The organism is Rahnella sp. BCC 1045, from assembly GCF_019049615.1.
Classification (GTDB): domain Bacteria; phylum Pseudomonadota; class Gammaproteobacteria; order Enterobacterales; family Enterobacteriaceae; genus Rahnella; species Rahnella contaminans.
Genome location: NZ_JAFMOZ010000119.1, coordinates 38,848 through 60,834, shown reverse-complemented (window position 1 = coordinate 60,834; position 21,987 = coordinate 38,848). Strand labels below are relative to the sequence as shown.

At 57.4% G+C, this 21,987-nt stretch carries 13 protein-coding genes and 1 pseudogene; 6 read left to right on the top strand and 8 right to left on the bottom strand.

The window, feature by feature from the left end; genetic code table 11:
• The first annotated feature begins 7 nt into the window (after positions 1-7).
• The 5 genes from J1782_RS09535 (at position 8) to J1782_RS09515 (ending at position 10,073) form a co-directional block, all read left to right on the top strand.
• The gene (locus tag J1782_RS09535) at positions 8-6,676 is read left to right on the top strand and encodes a YadA-like family protein (RefSeq protein WP_217153027.1); all 6,669 of its coding nucleotides are present in this window, start codon (positions 8-10) and stop codon (positions 6,674-6,676) included.
• A gap of 87 nt (positions 6,677-6,763) precedes the next feature.
• Complete coding sequence (locus J1782_RS09530) at positions 6,764-7,567, top strand: OmpA family protein (RefSeq protein ID WP_217153026.1); 804 nt, start codon at positions 6,764-6,766, stop codon at positions 7,565-7,567.
• A 12-nt stretch (positions 7,568-7,579) separates the two neighbouring features.
• On the top strand, positions 7,580-8,443 hold the full coding sequence (locus J1782_RS09525; protein WP_152326637.1) for a hypothetical protein: 864 nt from the start codon (positions 7,580-7,582) through the stop codon (positions 8,441-8,443).
• Positions 8,444-8,582: 139 nt separating this feature from the next.
• On the top strand, positions 8,583-9,056 hold the full coding sequence (locus J1782_RS09520) for a helix-turn-helix transcriptional regulator (RefSeq protein ID WP_217153025.1): 474 nt from the start codon (positions 8,583-8,585) through the stop codon (positions 9,054-9,056).
• A gap of 132 nt (positions 9,057-9,188) precedes the next feature.
• Entirely contained in the window at positions 9,189-10,073 is an 885-nt protein-coding gene (locus J1782_RS09515; protein ID WP_217153024.1) for a GNAT family N-acetyltransferase, read from the top strand.
• A gap of 20 nt (positions 10,074-10,093) precedes the next feature.
• Here J1782_RS09515 and J1782_RS26365 read toward each other — a convergent pair.
• The 7 genes and pseudogenes from J1782_RS26365 to J1782_RS09485 all read right to left on the bottom strand — a co-directional run.
• Positions 10,094-10,269: pseudogene (locus J1782_RS26365) on the bottom strand (glycoside hydrolase family 10 protein); the annotation flags it as partial.
• A gap of 110 nt (positions 10,270-10,379) precedes the next feature.
• Positions 10,380-11,321, bottom strand: a complete 942-nt coding sequence (locus tag J1782_RS09510) for a DMT family transporter (RefSeq protein WP_217153023.1) — start codon at positions 11,319-11,321, stop codon at positions 10,380-10,382.
• Positions 11,322-11,385: 64 nt separating this feature from the next.
• Positions 11,386-13,170 carry an ABC transporter permease subunit gene (locus tag J1782_RS09505; RefSeq protein WP_217153022.1) on the bottom strand — a complete coding sequence of 595 codons (1,785 nt, stop codon included), beginning with the start codon at positions 13,168-13,170 and terminating at the stop codon, positions 11,386-11,388.
• Complete coding sequence (locus J1782_RS09500) at positions 13,170-14,678, bottom strand: ABC transporter substrate-binding protein (protein WP_217153021.1); 1,509 nt, start codon at positions 14,676-14,678, stop codon at positions 13,170-13,172. The genes J1782_RS09505 and J1782_RS09500 overlap by 1 nt, the downstream gene beginning before the upstream one ends.
• 13 nt (positions 14,679-14,691) lie before the next feature.
• Positions 14,692-15,930 carry an MFS transporter gene (locus J1782_RS09495; RefSeq protein ID WP_217153020.1) on the bottom strand — a complete coding sequence of 413 codons (1,239 nt, stop codon included), beginning with the start codon at positions 15,928-15,930 and terminating at the stop codon, positions 14,692-14,694.
• Between the two features lie 4 nt (positions 15,931-15,934).
• Entirely contained in the window at positions 15,935-16,756 is an 822-nt protein-coding gene (locus tag J1782_RS09490) for an ABC transporter ATP-binding protein (RefSeq protein ID WP_217153019.1), read from the bottom strand.
• A complete protein-coding gene (locus J1782_RS09485) occupies positions 16,753-17,574 on the bottom strand; it encodes an ATP-binding cassette domain-containing protein (protein ID WP_217153018.1) in 822 nt (273 codons plus the stop codon). Before J1782_RS09485 ends, J1782_RS09490 begins: the two co-directional genes overlap by 4 nt.
• Positions 17,575-17,908: 334 nt before the next feature.
• Here J1782_RS09485 and bamA point away from each other — a divergent pair, with 334 nt between their 5' ends.
• The gene (gene bamA, locus J1782_RS09480) at positions 17,909-20,329 is read left to right on the top strand and encodes an outer membrane protein assembly factor BamA (protein WP_217153017.1); all 2,421 of its coding nucleotides are present in this window, start codon (positions 17,909-17,911) and stop codon (positions 20,327-20,329) included.
• Between the two features lie 284 nt (positions 20,330-20,613).
• Here the strand turns inward: bamA and J1782_RS09475 are convergent, their stop codons facing one another.
• A complete protein-coding gene (locus tag J1782_RS09475; protein ID WP_165060554.1) occupies positions 20,614-21,984 on the bottom strand; it encodes an efflux transporter outer membrane subunit in 1,371 nt (456 codons plus the stop codon).
• Between the last annotated feature and the right edge of the window lie 3 nt (positions 21,985-21,987).

Sequence of the window (21,987 nt, the reverse complement as noted above, 5' to 3'; positions counted from 1 at the left end):
AATATAGATGAACAAGATATACCGTTTAGTATGGAGCTCTACACATAAAGCCTGGGTTGTTGCGGGTGAATTTGCGGGAGCAAGAGGAAAAGGCAGCAGCTCCCTGCGTATCGCAAAACGCGTGGGTGGGTTGTCTGGCTTTGTGGCCGCAGCACTTATCGCCTTCCCGGCTGACGCCTGGGTGGCAGGCGCGGGCACCAGCAGTGCCGCATTAGATAACAACATTGCAAGTAACACCTCAATCAACGGTGGCGCTGCCACGGCGTCAGGCAACGCAACGGCAATCGGACCTACCGCGTCAGCCACCGGTTCTTCAGCCACGGCGATTGGTCAGTCAGCCACGGCAACCGGAGCAGACAGCGTGGCACTTGGCCATTCGGCCAGTGCCACGATTGTGAATGGCATCGCAATTGGTCAGGGGGCAAAAGCCAGCGGGGGCAACGGTGCGATGGCTATCGGCTCGTTATCTGCGGCGTCTGATGATGGCGCGATCGCCTTTGGTTCTAATGCGACGGCGACGAATACCAACGCCACGGCTATTGGTCGTAGTGCGGTCGTAAATGGCTACAGTTCTGTGGCGATTGGTGATATGGCGAAAGCCGTTCCGGACCATACCACGGCGATTGGTGGCGGTTCTACCGTGACCGGTGCCACCGGTACGGCAATTGGCTGGTATGCCAACTCCGCAGGCGCCAACTCACTGGCGATGGGGTCGAATACCACGGCAACGGGTGACTCCTCACTGGCAATGGGCAATCTGGCCTCTTCAGTGGGTACCGGCTCCCTTGCTTTAGGTAACAGTGCCAGCTCCGCAGGGAATTACTCCCTGAGCTTCGGGGCCACTTCTCAGGCCGTGAACGGGCGTGATGTGGCAATGGGTTATGGTGCGGTGGCTAACTCAAATCCGGTTAACCCTGCACTGGGAGCGGAAGGCGCTGTCGCTATTGGCGGTAACGCGACCGCCGTGGGCTCTGTAACTCCGGGGGCGAATGGTTCTAATGCGCCTGTGGCTATCGGCGCTTATGCCACGGCGAATAACGCCGCAGGCGGGATAACTCAGGGTATTGCTATCGGCCAGCGTGCCACGGCGACCTCAACGTCAGCGGCGGGTAGCTCTCCGATTGCGATCGGCACCAAAGCCGTGGCCACCGGCGCGGGTTCCCAGACTGCGATTGGTGACAGTGCGTCTGCAACAGGTACAGATGCGATTGCTATCGGGGGGCATGCCTACTCCGCTGGCGTCAATGCCGCCGGGAATCAGTCTACCGCGATTGGTCAGTCTGCCTCTGCGCAGGGCCAGTCCGGCGTCGCTATCGGTAATAACGTGCAGGCGTACAACAGCGGATCTCTGGCAATGGGCGGCAACGCTGTCGCCGGGGTGAGTGGTTCTGCAACGGTCACCAACGATACGGCTTTAGGTAACGGCAGCTCGGCGACCGGCGGGACGTCTACCGCAGTAGGGTATAACGCTAACGCCAGCGGTGCAGCAGCGTTTGCCGTCGGTGCGTCTTCTGCCGCTTCTGCTGCGAATGCAATGGCAGTCGGCAATAACGCCGTCGCCTCCGTTGCGGGGAGCGTGGCGCTGGGTCAGTCCGCGGTTGCCAGCCGTGTCGGGATGAGCGGTGCAAAAGAGAAGTTCAGCAATACGGCGGTGGCTTCAACTCAGGGTGCGGTTTCCGTGGGTAATGCGGGCTCAGAACGCCAGATCACTAACGTTGCCGGTGGTACGCAAGCGACGGATGCCGTCAACGTGCGTCAGCTTCAATCTGTTTCTGACGGCAGCGTGCATTACGACACCAACCCGGACGGCACGGTTAACTACAACAACGTCACCCTGGGTGGCACGACGTACAACAGCACCACGCATACCGGCGGGACGAAAATCACCAACGTGGCGGACGGGTCTGACCCAAGCGACGCGGTGAACTTCTCGCAGCTGACCACGACCAATAACAACATCAACAACATCTATGCCACCGGCACGAAATACTTCCACGCTAACTCGACCGGGACGGATTCTAAAGCGCTGGGTGCAGATGCAATTGCCGTGGGGGTAAACGCGGTTGCAGATGCCACATCGGCCAACGCGATTGCCATGGGTAATGGCGCATCGGCAACGGCAGCAGGTAACAGCGTTGTTATCGGCAACCAATCTTCGGCAAACTACACGTCAAATCCAGTCAATGCCAGACAGGTCGTGATTGGTGATTCTGCCAATACAACGGGGATGTCGAGTATTGCGATTGGCGGAGCCGCTAGTGTCACTGGTAATTCAGCGATTGCCTTGGGGGCGGCTTCCTTAGTTTCGGGGAGTGGTGCAATGGCGTTAGGCACCAGGGCTTCAGCTACCGGCGTGACTTCCGTCGCTCTGGGTACTTCTGCGACCGCCAGTGCTAATAACAGCGTTGCCATCGGGTACGCAACTACCACAACCGCGAATCTCGGACAGGCTGCCTACGTGCCTAAAGGCGCTAATGCCGCTGATATGAAAGGGAGTGCCTCCGGGGAAGTCTCGATTGGTTCCGCCGGAAGCGAACGCCGGATTACCAATCTGGCGGCAGGTGCTGCGCTGACTGATGCGGTCAACGTCTCACAACTGAAATCTCTTGCTGACGAATCCGTGCAGTACGACAAGAACGGCGACGGCACGGTCAACTACAACAGCATGACGCTGGGTGGCACGACGTATAACAGCACCACGCACACCGGCGGGACGAAAATCACCAACGTGGCGGACGGGTCAAATCCGAGCGACGCGGTGAACTTCTCGCAGCTGACCACGACCAATAACAACATCAACAACATCTATGCCACCGGCACGAAATACTTCCACGCCAACTCGACAGGGACGGATTCGTCTGCGACGGGGGCTGATGCGGTGGCGATCGGTATGGGTTCTGTCGCCAGCAGCTCGTCATCTATTGCGATGGGGCAAGGTGCTCAGGCAACAAATACAAGTCCTCTTGACAGCGCGGATAGCGCAATCGCCATTGGTAATGGCGCCAACGTGAACTCCACAAATGCCATCGCGTTAGGTAATAAAGCATTGGTCGGGTTCCTCGACACCGGTTCTATTGCCATAGGGAGTTCATCTACAGCTCATGGCGTGAATTCAATTGCTATGGGGGATCACTCAAGCACGATAGCTGATGATGCACTTGCTATTGGGGCCAATTCCAAAACTTATAACCAGAGTGTGGCCATAGGAAGTGGCGCGAAAGCGGGCACTGTCACCACCACCGGGGCTGTTGCTGTGGGTTATAATGCAGTGGCTTCTGGGTTGTCTACCTCTTCTATTGGTCGTAATTCACAAGCGATCGCTAATTATGGCGTAGCACTTGGTGCTGGCGCGATCGCTGATCGTACCGGTATGAATGGCGCGAAAGAGCTCTTCAGCAAAACGGCAGTAGCTTCAACTCAGGGTGCTGTATCAGTGGGTGCGGCCGGTGCGGAGCGTCAGATAACGAATGTCGCTGGCGGCACACAAGCCACCGATGCTGTCAACGTACGTCAGCTTCAGTCTGTCTCTGACAGCAGCGTGCATTACGACACCAACCCGGACGGCACGGTTAACTACAACAACGTCACCCTGGGTGGCACCACGTACAACACCACCACACACACCGGCGGCACGAAAATCACCAACGTGGCAGACGGGTCTGACCCAAGCGACGTGGTGAACTTCTCGCAGCTGACCACCACCAACAACAACGTGACCAATCTGGGTGACCAGGTTAACAACATCTATGCCACCGGCACGAAGTACTTCCACGCCAATTCAACCGGCACGGATTCTTCCGCGACGGGCATTGATGCAGTGGCGATCGGTATGGGTGCGGTGGCGGATGTGGCACGCAGCGTTGCGCTGGGTGACGGCGCGACCACACTCGCCGCTGTCGGCACGGCAGGCACCAAACTCCTTGGTGTTGATTACGCGTTTGCCGGCACGGCGCCGGTAGGTACGGTCAGTATGGGTAGTGCAGGTTCAGAACGTACGCTGACCAATCTGGCAGCCGGACGCCTGAGCGCAGACAGCACCGACGGCGTGAACGGTTCACAGTTGTTCGCCACCAATATGGCGCTCAATACCGTGACCAGCAGCGTGACCAATCTGGATGCAGGCACGGTGAAATACGACAAATATGTCGATGGCACGGTGAACTACAACAGCATCACGCTGGGCGGCGATACCTACGACAACAGTACGCACACCGGCGGCACGAAAATCACCAACGTGGCAGACGGGTCTGACCCAAGCGACGCGGTGAACTTCTCGCAGCTGACCACCACCAACAACAACGTGACCAATCTGGGTGACCAGGTTAACAACATCTATGCCACCGGCACGAAGTACTTCCATGCCAACTCAACCGGTACGGATTCTTCCGCGACGGGCATTGATGCAGTGGCGATCGGTATGGGTGCGGTGGCGGATGTGGCACGCAGCGTTGCGCTGGGCGACGGCGCGACCACGCTGGCCGCTGTCGGCACGGCAGGCACCAAACTCCTTGGTGTTGATTACGCGTTTGCCGGCACGGCGCCGGTGGGCACGGTCAGTATGGGTAGTGCAGGTTCAGAACGTACGCTGACCAATCTGGCAGCCGGCCGCCTGAGCGCAGACAGCACCGACGGCGTGAACGGTTCACAGTTGTTCGCCACCAATACGGCGCTCAATACCGTGACCAGCAGCGTGACCAATCTGGATGCAGGCACGGTGAAATACGACAAATATGTCGACGGCACGGTGAACTACAACAGCATCACGCTGGGCGGCGATACCTACGACAACAGTACGCACACCGGCGGCACGAAAATCACCAACGTGGCAGACGGGTCTGACCCAAGCGACGCGGTGAACTTCTCTCAGCTGACCACCACCAACAACAATGTGACCAATCTGGGTGACCAGGTTAACAACATCTATGCCACCGGCACAAAGTACTTCCACGCCAACTCAACCGGTACGGATTCTTCCGCGACGGGCATTGATGCAGTGGCGATCGGTATGGGTGCGGTGGCGGATGTGGCACGCAGCGTTGCGCTGGGCGACGGCGCGACCACACTCGCCGCTGTCGGCACGGCAGGCACCACTATTCGCGGTAACGATTATGCCTTCGCAGGTGCCGCACCGGTGGGTACGGTCAGCATCGGCAGCAAAGGCGCCGAACGTACGCTGACTAACGTGGCGGCGGGTCGTCTGAGTGCAGACAGCACCGACGGCGTGAACGGTTCACAATTGTTTGCCACCAATCAGGCTATCGACAGTCTGGATATCAGCTTCACCGATCTGGATAACCATGCGGTGAAATATGACACCCACGTTGACGGCACGGTGAATTACAACAGCGTCACGATGGGCGGGGATACCTACAACAGCACAACGCATACCGGCGGCACGAAAATCACCAACGTGGCAGACGGTTCTGCACCGAGTGATGCGGTTAACTTCTCTCAGCTGACGGAAACCAACAACAACATCAATAACGTTTACAGCAACGGGACCAAATACTTCCACGCAAACTCTTCCGGCGCGGATTCTGCCGCAACGGGCGCTGACGCCGTGGCAATTGGTCAGAGTGCCACCGCCAGCGCGATGAATGCTATCGCTATCGGTAACGGCGCAGACGCCTCCACAGCAAGCAGCGTGGCGCTGGGCGATGGGGCGAAAACGCAGGCTGCCGTCGGCACCAGCGGGATCACCCTTCAGGGCAAAAATTACGCCTTCGCGGGTTCTGCTCCTGTGGGTACGGTCAGCGTCGGCGGTGCCGGTGCAGAACGTACGATCACCAACGTCGCGGCGGGTCAGGTCACGGCCACCAGCACCGATGCGGTGAACGGTTCCCAGCTGTATGCCGTCGCGGATGCGGTGAACAACATCAACAGCGACATCACCAATATTGACCAGCGATCAGTCAAATATGACGTCAATACAGACGGGACCACCAACTACAACAAGATCACGCTGGGCGGCGGGCCAACCACGATCACTAATGTGGCGGCCGGTACTCAGGACAGCGATGCGGTGAACTATGCACAGCTGGAAGTGGTGTCAACTCAGGTGACGAACATCTCCAACGGCACCGACGGTATGTTCCAGGTCAACAACACCAGCAATCTGCCTAAGCCAAAACCAACCGGTAAAGATTCAACCGCCGGTGGCGCGGGTGCCGTGGCATCGGGTGATAACAGCGTGGCGCTGGGTGCTAACTCCGTCGCTTCCGCGACTAACGCTGTGGCCCTGGGTGCGAACTCAGTGGCTGACCGGGCGAACAGCGTGTCGGTGGGCTCTGCGGGTAATGAACGTCAGGTGACGAACGTTGCAGCAGGCACCAGCGGAACCGACGCCGTGAACGTTAACCAGCTGAAATCAGGCATTGCTGATGCCAATCAGTACACCGATAACAAATTCGGTGACCTGAAAAATCTGGTTGATGGCAACAAAGACAAGCTGAGTGCCGGTATTGCGGGTGCGATGGCGATGGCGAGTCTGCCACAACCTTATGCGCCGGGCGCCAGCATGGTCAGCATGGGCGGGGGCACTTACCAGAACCAGTCAGCGGTTGCGCTGGGCGTGTCTGCTATCTCCGATAACGGTAAGTGGGTAGCCAAACTGTCCGGGACCACCAACAGTCAGGGTGATGCGGGTGCCGCCGTCGGCGTGGGTTACCAGTGGTAATCCCGGCACATTATTGATCTACAGCGTTATGCCCCCGGCATGAAGCCGGGGGAATTCCACCCATTTTGCAGTAACAGGATGATGTAAATGAACAAAAAACAAGCGGGTCTGGCAGCGGTAATGGGCGGTGTGTTGCTACTTGCCGGTTGCACACATTCGGTCAGCAACGTCGACTCACAGGGCATGACGGACAAACCGGTCTTCCCGGACATGGCATCTGCCGTGAGAACCGAAGGCAGTTTCGTCAATATCGATAACCTGAAGCAGGTTCGCAAAGGGGATACCAAAGCACAGCTGTATGAGCTGATCGGTACGCCGCACTTTTATGAAGGCACATTCCGTGTGAAAGAGTGGAACTACATATTCCACTTCACCAAAGCCGATAACAGCGTGCTGACCTGTCAGTACAAAGTGTTATTCGACAGCCATATGAAAGCGCAGAGCTTCTACATCCTGCCGGAAAACTGTCTGTCCCTGCTGAATGCGAAAAAAGCAGTACCTGCGTTACCGGCTTCGGTCGCGCATCAGGAATTCACCGCAGAAAGCCTGTTCGCATTTGGCAGTGCTTCGCTGAGCCCGGCAGGCGTTTCTCAGGTGCAGAAGATGGCGCAAGGGCTGAAAGCCGCCGATCCTGGCGACCGCAACGTGGTGGTCTCCGCTTATACCGACCGTATCGGTAAACCGGCAGACAACCTGCGCCTGTCTCAGGCCCGCGCAGACTCGGTCAAACAGTTGCTGGTGGCCGGAGGCATTCCTGCAAGCCATATCGTCACCCGCGGTTTAGGCGACAGTGAACCGCGCGTCCGGTGTGACGGCAGCAAATCCCCGACGGTTATCGATTGTCTGGCGCCAAACCGCCGGATGGTGGTTGACGTCGTTAACGCCCGCTAAGAGCCCATTGCCATGCGTATATCTTCCACTTTCATCAGGACCGCCCTGGGCGGTCTTATCGGTCTGATCAGTTGTCAGGCTATTTCGGCACCGGCAGACCTGAATGTGAAATCCATCAGTGTCCCGGCTTACAGCCTTATCACGGATGCTTTAATCGCTGCCACGCCGACGGTAAAAGGGCAGCGCAACGATGCGGTCATGCAACTGGTGTGTGATCTGGCGCGCGGCACCAAAAACCAGCAACAGGTCAATGACGTCCTGAAGCAAAATAACGTTGAAGTGGAAAATATACCCGCATCAGGCAGTGCGCTTTCATTGTTAGTGAATAAAAATGTCGCCATGCAAAGCACCGCCTGCGCGGCATTTATTGCCACTTCACTTTTCACCCCGGTGAATAACAGCGTCTTATTTGATGTGGTAAAAGACGGGCAAGATAAAAATAAAGAAAAGATCACACTGAATCCTGAGAAATTTGCACAGGAGATGCGTCTGAGGATGGCTATTTCGCAGGCCACCGCGCAAATGTATGCGGTGATCGCCGGTAACCTCAGCAAAGGGAATAATCTGAGCTGGGCAGACCAGCAAAATAGCGTGGTGCGTATTGTCGCAAGTTATGCCCCGCAATATTTACAGTCGGTCAGGGATATCTACCTGTCCGGCCAGCAGGTTTTTACGCCAGTCAGCATTGACGCCAAAAGTTATGACGTTACCGACAGCGTGGGTCACGAACTGAGCCAGACCCCGCAGGGCCCGGTATTAACCTATCGTGGCGTGGAATGGCTGGGCAACGGCAAGATCCTGGGCAAAGAGTATTTTGTTGATGTGCGCGTGATGAGTGATCCGGCGCAGGCAGTTAAAGTGAAAAAGCGCCGCTAATTCTGAATGAAAAGTTAACCGCATTCATTTACGGTCCGGCACTGTCGGATAACTATTTCCCAGGGATGATTAAGAGGGGACCATGTGTATTTATATTATTACGGATGATGTTTTTTTCTTCACCGGACTGAAAAGCATTATGCGCCAGCGCATCGGGGATGAATATATACACCTTCACTCGGACAATATTTTCTCATTTTTAAAGGGTAAGGTTCCGGGAAGTGAGGATGTTTTTATTATTGCCTCTGAATGCCTGTCCCTTAATCTGATGGTTTTACTGTATCTGAAAAATTTCCTGGCGAAATTATTGGTAACAGAAAATAAAACCAACCGGGCTTTATATCACTATCTGCCGTCAGCCGTGATAAAAAGCAATGCAACCGCCGTCGATATTTTAACGATGATAAACCTTGATGAAATAAAACATCGTCACAGCATGTTCGACAAAATCACTGAGCGCGAGCGGGTGATATTGCTGTATACGCTGAAAGGGATATCGGTGAGATCGATTAAAAGTGTGATGAAAATATCGATAAAGACCATTTATTCTCACCGGAAAAATGGTCTTTCTAAACTGGGCGTGAGAAGTCTCATGGATTTGCTCCCTGAGTAAATAAGGCGTTTTCTGCCGCAGGAACTGAGCGGAGTGCTTTTGATCAATGGGAAAGAAAATCCTGATCTGAGTTTGACAAAAAGACGCCGGCTCACTCATTATCATTGATACTATCAACTATCAGGGTTAATGATGTCGGCCATTCATACCATTCGCACCGAGCTCCGCTATCTGGTCAGGGAGCTCGGGCTGCTGGATAAAAACTGTTTTCGCTCGGGTCTATCCCTCACGCAGGCGCATCTGCTGACCTATCTGTCAAAGAATGGCGTGACGTCTTTTGCTGAGTTGTGCCTGCAACTGAGCATGGATAAGGCGTCGCTGAGCCGGACGCTGAGCGTGCTGGTTGGGAAAAATTACGTTGAACCGGTCTCTGGCATCAAAGACAAACGGCAGAAAAATTTTCAGCTGACGGTGGCGGGGGCGCAGAGTTTAGCGACAGCAGATGATGCCGCGGATAATGAATTTTCATTTATTGATAATCAGATGGAATTGCAGGATGCGCAGGCGGTCATTAACGGATTACGGGCGCTGAGAATGAATGCTTTCCGGCGTAATGCCGCGCGTCATCCGCAAAGAATACAAATTGAAATAATGCGCAGTAATTACCAGCCTGAAGTGACGAAACTGTTATCTGAGACCTTTGCGCAGGAACAGAATATTCCCGCAGAGCTGATTTCATTGCCTCCGCACCTGAAAAGTCAATGCTGGATAGTCCGCTCGGGGGAATATGTTCTGGGCACCGTGGCCGGCTGGCATGAAAATAATCACTGGCACTGGGGACGATTTGCGGTAAATCCGGGTTATCGCGGCATGGGCATCGGTAAGCAGCTGGCGCGGGTATCCCTCGCGGAAATGCTGGCGAAAACGGATAAAGTCCTGCTCGATGCCCGGGATTCTACGGTAAAAATCATCACGGATCTGGGCGGCGTCATTACAGGCCCGACCACAGATTTTTACGGTATGCCGATTACGTCGATGCGTCTGACAAAAGAAGATTTTGAAAAAGCGACCGCCTGACCGGTCGCGTTCCTGTTGCCTCAGCCCGCGTGGCCCCGGCGGCTTTTCAGAAAGCTGAGCGCCTGCGGCTGGTTTAGGTCATTTTCCCTGAACAGAATGGTGCCCTGAATTTGCGGGTTGGATTCATTCATACCGGGCTGTTTTTTCAGCTCAGGCACACCCCGTTAATCATCCCGTCCGGTTCGCTCTTTGAAGGGCAAAGGGCGCGTAAACTCCATTTTTTTGTAACCGCGGGGACCGGTTGCAGAGTAGCTCCTTCGTGCCGCGTGCTTAATGAACAGTATTAATTTTCTTTGTAATCAGGCATTAACGCAATTTCCCCAGACGCTTTTTTGCTATCCATTGGCCCAACATTCCTTCGGCACTCACCGTCAGTATTCCCAGCAGGATCAGCAACGCACCGGCGATAAAGTTGATTTTCAGCGGTTCATGCAAAAATACCACCCCCGCAATAATGCCGAAAACCGGCGTCATAAACGAGAGGATCCCCAGACGCGACGCCTGATAACGACGCATCAGACTGAACCACGCCAGATAGCTGCCAAACGTCACGACCACGGTCTGAAATACCATGCTGCTGACGGAAACCGGGCTGAGGCGGAAATGCGTTTGTCCGGTCACCCATGCAAGCCCGCCGAGCAGCACGAACGCGCCTGCCAGCTGATAGAACAACGTCATCGTTGCGCTGCCAGACGATAATTTACTGCGGCGAACGACGAGTGTGGTCATGCCCCAGAACATGCCGGCCAGCAGGCCGAAGAAATCCCCGAGCAGCATATTGCTGGCCTGTGGCGCGGTGGCGGTATGCCCGCCAAACAAAAATGCCACAATCACGCCGATAAACGTGATACCGACGCCCGACCATTGCAGCGCGCTCAGCCGTTCTTCCGGCACCAGAAAATGCAGCCCCAGCGCGGCAAAAATCGGTGCGGTATACAGAAACACTGCCATGTGCGCCGCTGTGGTGAAGCGTAATCCTTCGGCGACAAACATAAATTCGATGGAAAACAGCAGGCCGACCAGCAAACCGGGGCGCAGGGTTTCACGGCTGAACGGGATTTTCCGCTGGCGCACCAGCATCAGAATCAGCACCGCCAGCCCGGCGATCCCCGAACGCAGCGCGACCTGCAACAACGGCGTGATATCCGCCGCCGCGCTTTTGATCGCAACCTGCTGCACGCCCCAAATCACACACAATCCTACCATCACGCTGGTAGCCATTCCGTCCAGCGGTTTACGCGCTTCCATTTCCATTCATCCGGTAAAAACTCAGGCCGACAGCTTAGCGCGAAACGAATGATTCAGATAACGCTCAGTGTGCGGTGGCACGCTTTTTCCACCGCAAACCGCTGAGCGTGACGGCCATGACGGAAAGCACGGCCAGTGCGGCGGCAGGGGCGAAAACGCTCCACCACGCGCGCTCGATATACGGCATACCTTCCGCCAGCACGCGCCCCCATTCCGGCACCGGCGGCGGTGCGCCCAGCCCGAGGAATCCGAGAGACGCCAGCGCCAGCGCGATCCCCGGTAAGCGTAACATCGCGTGGCGCAGCAGCGGGCCACACAGCGCGGGCAGTACGTAAAACACCGTGCGGCGGATGGCGCCCACGCCGACGACTGGCAGCATTTTCATGTACGGGCGTGCCTGAATTTCGCTGACCAGCGCAGCGGTATGCGCCGCGAGCGGTGCCCAGCTTACGGCGGTGACGGCAATCGCCGCGCCGGTGGCGGTCGGGCCATTGACGGCGGCGACAACTAATCCGGCAATCACCGGCGGCAGCGCATTGGTGACTTCAATCGGTCCGGTCATCGCGCGGGGAAATGCACCCATCAGCAGACCGGCGGCGAGACAAATCAGCGACACTGCCAGCGCCTGCAAACAGGTGTTGAGCGTGCCGTGCGCGACACGGGCGAGCAGGTCGCGTCCCATCGCATCGGCCCCGAAAGGCAGCGCCAGCGACGGCGGTTGTAAGCGCAGGTATTCCGACGTCAGCGGGTCACGTGGCAAACCGGCGAGCACCATCATCAGCAGTATTCCCAGACACAGCAGCGGGATCCACGCCCGCTGTTTTTCCGGCTGAGCCGTCTGCGCCGGAACCGGCACCGCGCCGAGTTGCAGCGCACGGCCCAGCAATAAACGGCGTCCGCCGCCTGCCAGCATTCCTGTCAACGACGCCAGCAACAGCAGGATCAGCACGCCCGTCTGCAAGGCCGGTAAATCTCCGGCAGCCGCCGCGCCCAGCGTGGCGCGCCCGAGTCCGGGAATGGCAAAAACCTTTTCCACCGCGATGGCGCCGCCGGTCAGCGAAACCAGCACCAGACCGGTTAGCGGCATAACGCCCGGCAGCGAACGGGCGATCACCGCCAGCGCGGTGTGGCGACGTGAGATGCCCAGCACGCTCCAGGTGGTCAGCCAGCTTTCGCTAAAGGTTCCGGCCAGCGCATCGGAATACAGCCTGCCCAGATACCCGCCCGCAGGCAGCCCCAGCGCCAGCGACGGCAAAATCGCGTACTGCCAGCCGAGCCAGCCGTAAGGCGGGAAGAATTGCAGCCAGACAGCGCCGGTGATCAGCAAAAGCGACGCCAGCAAAAACTCCGGCAGTGCGGTCAGCAGGGCGGCGAAAAAGCCCGCCGGGCGCGGCGTATGGCCGCGTAATCCGCGCAGTAACGTGCCGGCACACAACAGCAACGCAAGCACCAGCGCCACCAGCGCCGACGACGCCATTAACGTCAGCGAAACACCGGTCGCCCGCAGCATGCCCGGCAACACCGGCAATCCTGAAACCCACGAAATGCCCGCATCGCCGTGCAGCAAACCGCCGAGCCAGTGGGCCAGCGCGTGCCACGGCCCCTGATCTAGCCCGAGCGACAGCCGGATAGCGTTCAGCGTTTCGGCCGTTGCTTCCTGCTCACCGGAACGTGCGCGCAGCAATGACAACGCCGGATCCGTACCGGAAAGCCACGGCAGCAGGCCGATCAGCACCACAATGGCGGCCAGCGTCAGCAGGCGTGAAATCAGCGGCACCAGCGTGTCCGGCGGGCGCTGGCGCAACCGGCTGACGCCCGCGCAGGTCCGGCAATACATCGATTCGTTCATCAGTCGGCCTGAGAATTGCGCTGGGTGGCGGCGTTGATCAGCGTGCGTTCGCGCGGGTCACGCAGCGCATCACGTACGCCCGCCGCTTCGCCCTGGATCACGCGCTCATGCAGCATCGGAATGGCGGCGTCGGTGGCGAGGATCTGATTTTCAGCCAGCATGATTGCCTGACGGCGCGCTTCTCCGGCGGGAATGGCGGAGGCGTGTTGCAGCGCTTCATCAATTTCCGGGCGGCAAAGTTGCGCGATATTGAACGACCCTTTGCAGGAGAAATCGCTGTAGAGATACGCCACCGGATCGCCGGAATCCAGCACCGTCGCGCGGGATAAAATAAAGGCATCGAATTTACCCGCCAGCGCATCGGTTTCAATTTGCGAATACTCGCGCACCACTTGCTTGACGCTAAACCCGGCGGCGGTCAGCTGTTGCGCCAGATACACCGCCACTTCCGGCAGTTCGGCGCGGTCGCTGAAGGTCGCCAGCGTGATGGTTTCCCCGGCCGGTTTACGCGCTGCCGCCGGATGAGCGACCGGCTGGCGTAACTGCGCCGCCCACGGTAACGCCGGACCGAGCAGGCCTTGCGCCACATCCGCGCGTTTTTCATAAACGTTATCCACCAGTTGCTCACGGTTGATCGCCTCGCGCACCGCCGCCCGCAACGCCGGATCCTTCATCACGCCGAGCCGCGTGTTGAGATACAGCGTGTTGGTGCGCGGCATCGGCACTTCATGGATTAAGCGTTGGTCGAGCAAAGGTGCCTGAGAAACCGGGATGGCTTCGACGATATCCGCTGTCCCGGTACGTAATGCCGCACCACGCGCCGTGCCGTCCGGCACAAAACTGACGTCGATGCCGCTGGCTTTGGCTTTTTCGCCCCAGTAGCCGTCAAATCGCTCGAGCCTGGCACTGCTGGTGCCGTCCACCTGAACCAGTTCAAACGGGCCGGAACCGGTGTGGCGCGGGTCAACCACGCCGCTGGCGCTGTAGGCTTTTTGCGACAGAATCGCCAGCTGCGGGCTGGAGAGGCGCTGCGGCAGCAAAGGATCGGGCTGCGCCGTGGTGACAATCACCGCGTGTTCGCCGTCAGCCACGGCAGTGAGCTTAACGCCGTCGAGAATGCGCGGCTTCGGTGCTGCACGGGCGGCAACGGTCAGGGAATTTACGACCGCAGCCGGATCCAGCGCCGTGCCGTCGTGGAATTTCACATCATGGCGCAGCTCGAGACGCCAGCGATTTTCGCCGGTTTGCTGCCATTTTGTCGCCAGCGCCGGTTGGGCTTCGCCGAGCTTATCGAGCACCACCAGCGTTTCCGCCGTGCTCCAGCGCGAGAGCTTAAACGCATCGTCGCTGAGCGGCGTCAGGCCGGAACGCGGGGGTTGCAACATCGCCAGCCGCAGACGGGAATCGGTGCTGTTTTCGGTGTTTTTATCGGCTTCATTAAAGCAACCGGTCAGTAAAAGTGCAGCAGAAAGCAGCCCGGCCAGCGGGCTAATGCGTAACGCAGACATCAGAAGTTCCTTGTCAGATTGCAGGAGGAGGCAGCTGGCGGCAGATTTTCCACATTGCCAGCGCGCTTAAAAACGGAACGGCGGCCAGCGCCAGCCAGGGGATCACCGCGCCGGGCGACGGCACCAGTGCGTCATCGAGCAATCCGCCGAGCAGGAAATTTCCCGCCAGTACCGCGATGCCGCCCATCGAAGAGAGCGCCCCGTAATGCGCGCCAAGATTGTGCTGCCCGGCAAAACGCGGAATTAAATCCATGCCCACCGGCACAATCAGCATCTGCCCGATGGTCAGCAACGTGATCAGCAAGACCGACGGCAGCAGACGCAGCCAGCCTTCCGGCGGCACCGTCCAGGCAAACATCGCCACGGCGGCGAAGGCGGAAGAAAGCAGAAGAAAACCGGCAGGCAAAATGATCTGCGCGCCCATTCGGCGGGAAAACCGCGCCAGCGGCATTTGCAGTACGATCACCAGAACCGATGCCAGCACAAACAGCGGCCCGAGATCTTGCTCGCCGCCGCCGGAGCGACGCAGTTCCACCGGCAGCGCCAGATACAGCTGGTTGTAGCTGAACAGATACGCGCTGTAGGCCACGATAAATGCCACAAAACGCGGCTGACGGAAGGTCTCCCACCAGGGCACAATTTTCAGCCCGGCGGTGCGTTTCGGCGCGGCGGGCAGGGTGAAAAACAGCACCACCAGCGCAACCATAAATAAGCCGGAACCGGCCAGCGCCACCGGCTGAAAGCCATAGCCGGAAAGCAGTGAACCGAGCAGCGGCCCGAGCACTGCGCCGAGTTCCGCACAAACGGCTGACAGCGCAAACCATTCGGCGCGGCTGCGTTTACCGGCTTTCTCGCTGTGTGTTCCTGCCTGCGCCAGCAGGGCTTCAATCGATGGCGAAAACAGCGCGCCGCCGATGCCGGTCAGGCAGGCACCGAGTATCACCGGCGTCAGCGTGTCGGAAAGCCCGAGCAAAAGGTATCCGGCGATGCGCACCACGCAGCCGCAGAGGATAACCACCCGGGCACCGAAGCGGTCGGATAACGCGCCGCCGAGCAAAAACATCCCCTGCTGCGAGAAGGTGCGCAGGCCGAGCACCAGCCCGATCGCCCAGCCGGAAAGCAGCATGTCATCGCGCAGAAACAGGGCGAGAAACGGCACCACGGCGTAAAAACCGATGTTAAAGACCAGATTGCTGCCCAGCAGCAGCGGAGGCCAGGGCGCAGACGAGCGGGTTTGAGAGCGGGTGAACATCGGGTTATCCGTTAACGATCAAAGGTAAATGAGGAACAGCCGCCAGCAGCTGGCGGGTATGCGGGTGGCGCGGAGCAAGCAGCGCGTCCTGCGTCGGGCTGTCTTCGATAATTTCGCCATCGTGCATGATCAGCAGACGTTCGCACAGCCCGGCCACCATCGAAATATCGTGCGTCACCATCAGCAGCCCCATGCCGTTTTGCTGCGTGACCTGTTGTAAAAGCTGTTTGATTTGCTCACGCAGCGGTAAATCCAGCCCGCTGACCGGCTCATCGGCAATCAGAAATTCCGGGCGGATCGCCAGTGCGCGGGCAATCGCCACGCGCTGTGCCTGACCGCCGGACAGCGCACCCGCCGCGCGATGCATCAGCATTTCCGGCAGGCCGGCCTGCGCCATCACCTGTGTCACGCGGGTTTTTATCTCTCCCTGAAAACCCAGACGTTTCAGCGGTTCGGCGATAATCTGACCGACATTCTGGCTGGGCGGCAGTGAACCGGCCGGATCCTGCGGAATGTATTGCACCCGCTGACGGTATTCCCGCAGCGAACGGGCAGAGCCGGGACGGACAGGTTTTCCGTCGCAAAACACATCGCCGGAGTCCGGCGCGTCCATCGCCAGCACAATTCTCAGGAGTGAGGATTTTCCGCAGCCGGAAGCGCCCACCAGCCCGACGCGCTCGTGGCGGCCAATACGTAAGGATAAGTGTGAAAACAGCGGCGCAGATTCTCGTTTTTTCTGCCAGAAAAAGCCCGGAACGGCCAGTTTCCGGCTGACGTTGTGAAGATGCAAAAACGGTTCGGTGACGAGTTGCAGTGAAGGATTCATCCGATGGCCACCGCGCTTAACGTGGAGGCATTCCGGTGCAGCGCCGCGCAGTGTTTTGCCGCCGCGACCAGCCGTCTGGTGTAGGCGTGTTGCGGATTATTCAGCAGCTGCGCCATCGGGGCGGATTCCACCAGACTTCCGTTTTCCATCACCAGCGCCCGTCCGCAAAGTTGCGCGGCAACGGCGATGTCATGCGTGATAAACAACAGCGCGCGCGGTTGTGGCGCATTTTCACAGGCATCACGCATCACCTGCAAAACTTGTTGCTGTGTGAGCACGTCAAGCGCGGTGGTGGGTTCATCGGCCACCAGTAACGCGGAAGATGACTGCATTGCCAGCGCGATACACAAGCGCTGCCGCTGGCCGCCGGAAAGCTCTGCCGGATACCGTGCGGTAAAGTTTGGGATTTCACCCAGCCCGACCCGTTCAAGCATTTTGGCGAGTTCATCAGCGCTGGCCGCAGGCAGGGCGAGATTCAGCTGTTTGCCGAGCGTCATCAGGGGATTGAGCGCGGTGGAGGGATCCTGAAATACCGTCGCCACGCGGCTTTGCGCGCCACGCGTCACTGGATGTTTACCACAGACTTCAATGCCGTTTACGCGAATGCTGCCGCTGAGCTTTGCGCCCGCAGGCGGCGTGCCGGTGATGGTTTTCGCGGTCAGCGATTTTCCCGAGCCGGAAGCGCCGAGCAGGCAAACCCGCTCGCCCGCGCTTACCGAAAAGCATAAATCCGTGACACGCTGTTCTCCGGCAATTTCCAGCGTCAGCCCCTTAACCTCAAGAACCGGTTCGACATTTTTTGCCCTGTCAGCAGTCATTCCCTTCAACCTGTGCATCGCGGTGGTATTTTTGATATGTGATAACATAACAAAATGTGTCAATTTGATGCAAAAGGTTTTGTGAGTTTTTTTAGATCTGTTGCCTGCGCAGGGACAGGGGATTTTTATTATCAATATTAAAACTCCTCCTGTACGCCTCGCGAAAATAACGTAAGTAATACGTAACAGAATCCCACGTTTTCCGAAAATCAAAACGTCCCCGATGAACCTCGGATATTTCCCACAGTCTGTTAGCGAGGTTATTTCTTCTGAAAGCAAAACTTTTTTGTTTTCAGGAAATTCGGTGAGTTGAAAAACGGCGTGCACGGATCACATGACAATGAAAAAATTACTCTTAGCGTCGCTGCTGTTGAGCAGCACGGCGGCTTTTGCGGCTGACGGTTTTGTCGTAAAAGACATTCACGTCGAAGGTTTGCAGCGCGTGACCGTCGGTGCTGCGTTGCTGAGTATCCCCGTGAGGGTGGGAGACACGGTATCGGATGACGATATCAGCCAGACGATCCGTTCGCTGTTTGCGACCGGAAATTTTGACGATGTGAAAGTACTGGAAGAGGGCAACACGCTGATTGTTCAGGTAAAAGAAAGGCCGACGATCGCCAGCATTACTTTCTCCGGTAACAAAGCCATCAAAGACGATATGCTGAAACAAAACCTCGAGGCTTCCGGGGTTCGCGTCGGCGATGCACTGGATCGCACCACCATTTCCTCGATTGAACACGGTCTGGAAGATTTCTATTACAGCGTCGGCAAATACGGCGCCAGTGTGAAAGCGGTGGTGACGCCGCTGCCGCGTAACCGCGTGGATGTGAAGCTGGTCTTCACCGAAGGGGTATCGGCAAGAATTCAGCAAATCAATATCGTGGGCAACAAAGCCTTCACCAATGACGACCTGATCGCGCACTTCCAGCTGCGTGATGAAGTTCCGTGGTGGAACGTGATCGGCGATAAGAAATATGAAAAACAAAAGCTGTCCGGCGATCTCGAAACCCTGCGCAGTTTTTATCTCGACCGGGGTTACGCGCGTTTTAATGTGGATTCCACGCAGGTCAGCCTAACGCCGGATAAGAAAGGCATTTATATTACGGTCAATATTACCGAAGGTGCGCAATATAAAGTTTCCGGCGTCACACTGACCGGTTCGATGGCCGGACATTCGGCTGAGGTTGAAGCGCTGACCGCTATTCCTGCGGGTGAATTATATAACGGCGCGAAAGTCACCAAAATCGAAGGAGATATTAAAAATATGCTGGGACGCTACGGATACGCTTATCCGCACGTCACCACGCAGAGCGAGATTAATGACGCCGGTAAAACCGTCAGACTGCATATTAACGTGGATACCGGAAATCGTTATTCGGTGCGCCGGATCCGTTTTGAAGGGAACGACACGTCGAAAGACGAAGTGCTGCGACGCGAAATGCGCCAGATGGAAGGCGCGTGGCTGGGTAACGATCTGGTGCAAAAAGGCAAAGACCGCCTGAACCGGACCGGCTATTTCGAGACTGTAGATGTCGATACGCAGCCGGTGCCGGGTTCCACCGATCAGGTTGACGTGGTGTACAAAGTCAAAGAGCGTAACACCGGCACATTCAACGTCGGTGTGGGTTACGGCACGGACAGCGGCATCAGCTATCAGCTTGGCGTGACGCAGGATAACTGGCTCGGCAGCGGTAACACGGTCAGTTTTAGCGGCACGCGAAACTCCTACCAGACGTATGTCGAAATCTCGGCGACCAACCCGTATTACACGGTTGACGGCGTCAGTCTGGGCGGCAAAGTCTTCTACAACCACTACGACGCCGAAGATAACGATCTGGCGGCGTACAACCTGCAAAGCTACGGCACCGGCGTTAATCTTGGCCTGCCGGTCAGTGAAGACAATACGCTGAATCTTGGGCTGGATTATGTGCACAGCACGCTTAGCGACATGGAACCGCAGGTGGCAGTGTGGCGCTATCTGAACGCCAGCGGCGTGCAGCCGGGCGTGGTGACCTCCGGCAACAGCACGGCGGAACTGCGCACCAACGACTTTTTTGCCAGCGTCGGCTGGGCGTATAACGATCTCAACCGTGGCTTCTTCCCGTCATCAGGCACGCGCGCCAGCTTAAGCGCAAAAGTCACGACACCGGGCTCGGACGACAGTTATTACAAAATTACGTTTGATGCCAACCACTACATTCCGCTGAGCGACAAATCCGACTGGGTGCTGATGGGCCGCGCGAAAGCCGGTTATGCCGCCGGACTGGGCGGTAACGACGTGCCGTTCTACGATAACTTCTACGCGGGTGGCTCCAGTTCGGTGCGCGGGTTCTCGTCCAACACCATCGGCCCGAAAGCGGCGTATTACAAATGTGCGACCACGGATACGTCGTATTCTACCTGTCCGGTGGAAAAATCCAGCGACGCCGTGGGCGGAAATGCGATGGCGATCGCCAGCGCAGAACTGTACGTGCCGACGCCGTTTATCAGTGAGAAATACGCCAGTTCCGTGCGCACATCGTTCTTTGTGGATTCCGGTACGGTGTGGGATACGAAATGGCAAAATACGGCAGCGACGGAAGCCGCAGGTATTCCGGATTACAGCGATCCGACACATATTCGTGTTTCCAGCGGTATTTCATTGCAATGGCAATCGCCTTTAGGGCCGCTGGTATTCTCGTATGCGCAACCACTGGTTAAATATGAGGGTGACAGCGCAGAACAGTTCCAGTTTAATATTGGTAAAACCTGGTGATAATATTAGCGACTTACAAAGTTATTACTTTATACAGACGCAATGAGGATAGAAACTGATACTGATTCAATTATAATGTGTGCATGATGTTTATTGAGCAACCATTTATGGTAAAACATCATGCCATTATAATATTGTTGGAGTTCTTCCTTCTTTGAGGCCGTCCCTGTACGGCCTCTTTTTTTATTTAAAATATCGGGATTTTTTATTTCTACTCTGTGATTCAATCAAAAAAATACCGCATCCCTGCGGTATTCATTTTATCTCTCTTTAAACTCTTCGCGTTATTTCACCCCACCACCGAGCGACTGCCACAGCGTGATACGGTTTTCAAAATCGGTCTGCTGTAAGGCAATCAGATCTGCCTGTGCAGACCACAGCGAGCGCTGGTCGGTCAGTACGGTCAGGTAATCGCCTGCACCGGTTTCATAACTGCGGCGCGCCAGGTCATAACTGCGTTGCGACGCGGCGACGTATTGCTGCTGTGCATCCAGTTGTTCGCTGAGCGTTGCGCGACGGGCAAGGGCGTTAGCAACGTCCTTGAACGCGCTCTGAATGGATTTTTCATACGCAGCGATCAGGCCTTTTTTCTCGGCTTCGGCGTACCGCAGTTGCGCGGTATTGCTGCCGCCGGTGAACAGCGGCAGCGTCAGGCCTGGAGCGAATGACCAGACGTTAGCGCCGTGGCTGAACAGGTTCGACAGCGAACTGCTGCCGACGCCTGCGCTGGCGGTGAGTGACAGCGTCGGGAAGAAGTTTGCCCGCGCGGCGCCGATATCCGCGTTGGCGCTTTTGAGGTTATGTTCGGCTTCCTGCACGTCCGGGCGTCGCAGTAATACGGAGGATGAAACACCGGCGGGCACCAGCGCGATGGCCTCCGGCGACAGGTCTTCCAGCGTGCCCGGCAGCAGGTTTTGCGGCACAGTTTCCCCCACCAGCAGGTTCAGGGCGTTGATGTCCTGCGCAACCAGTGTCTGATAGCTGGCGACGCTGGCGCGGGCGGACTGGTACACCGCCATGGATTCGCTGACATCCGGCCCGGAAGCCACGCCTTCTTTCTGGCGCAACCGGGTGATACGCAGTGAATCCGCCGCGCTTTTTTGCGTGTCCTGCGCCAGTTTCAGGTTGCTGTTATCCGCCGCCAGCGTGACCCACGCGGTGCTGGTTTCGGCAATCAGCGTCAGACGGGTGTTCTGCGCGGTGGACTCACTGGCCAGCCAGGTTTCTTTCGCCGCCGTGCTCAGGCTGCGGTTGCGGCCAAATAAATCAATCTCAAAACTGCTCACCGCGCCGTCGGCGGTGGCGGTGCCGGAAACCCCCGCATCCTGCGTGCGGCTGCGGGTTTGCGTCAGTTCCGCATCCACCGTCGGGAACAGGCTCGCGCGCTGCTCCCCGTAAAGCGCTTTTGCCGCTTCGATATCAGCAATCGCTTCCTGCATATCGCGGTTACTGGTCAGCGCCTTTGCGACCACCGCATTGAGGCGCGAATCGGTCATGATGTGTTGCCAGCCGGTGAGCACGGTTGTGGCGGCAGGCTGCGTTCCCTGCGCAGGCCAGACGGCAGGCACCGGCGCGGCAGGGCGCTGGTAGTGCGGATCCAATGAAAGACAACCGGCCAGCAGGAACGATAATGAAATAATACTCAGACGAAACATCAT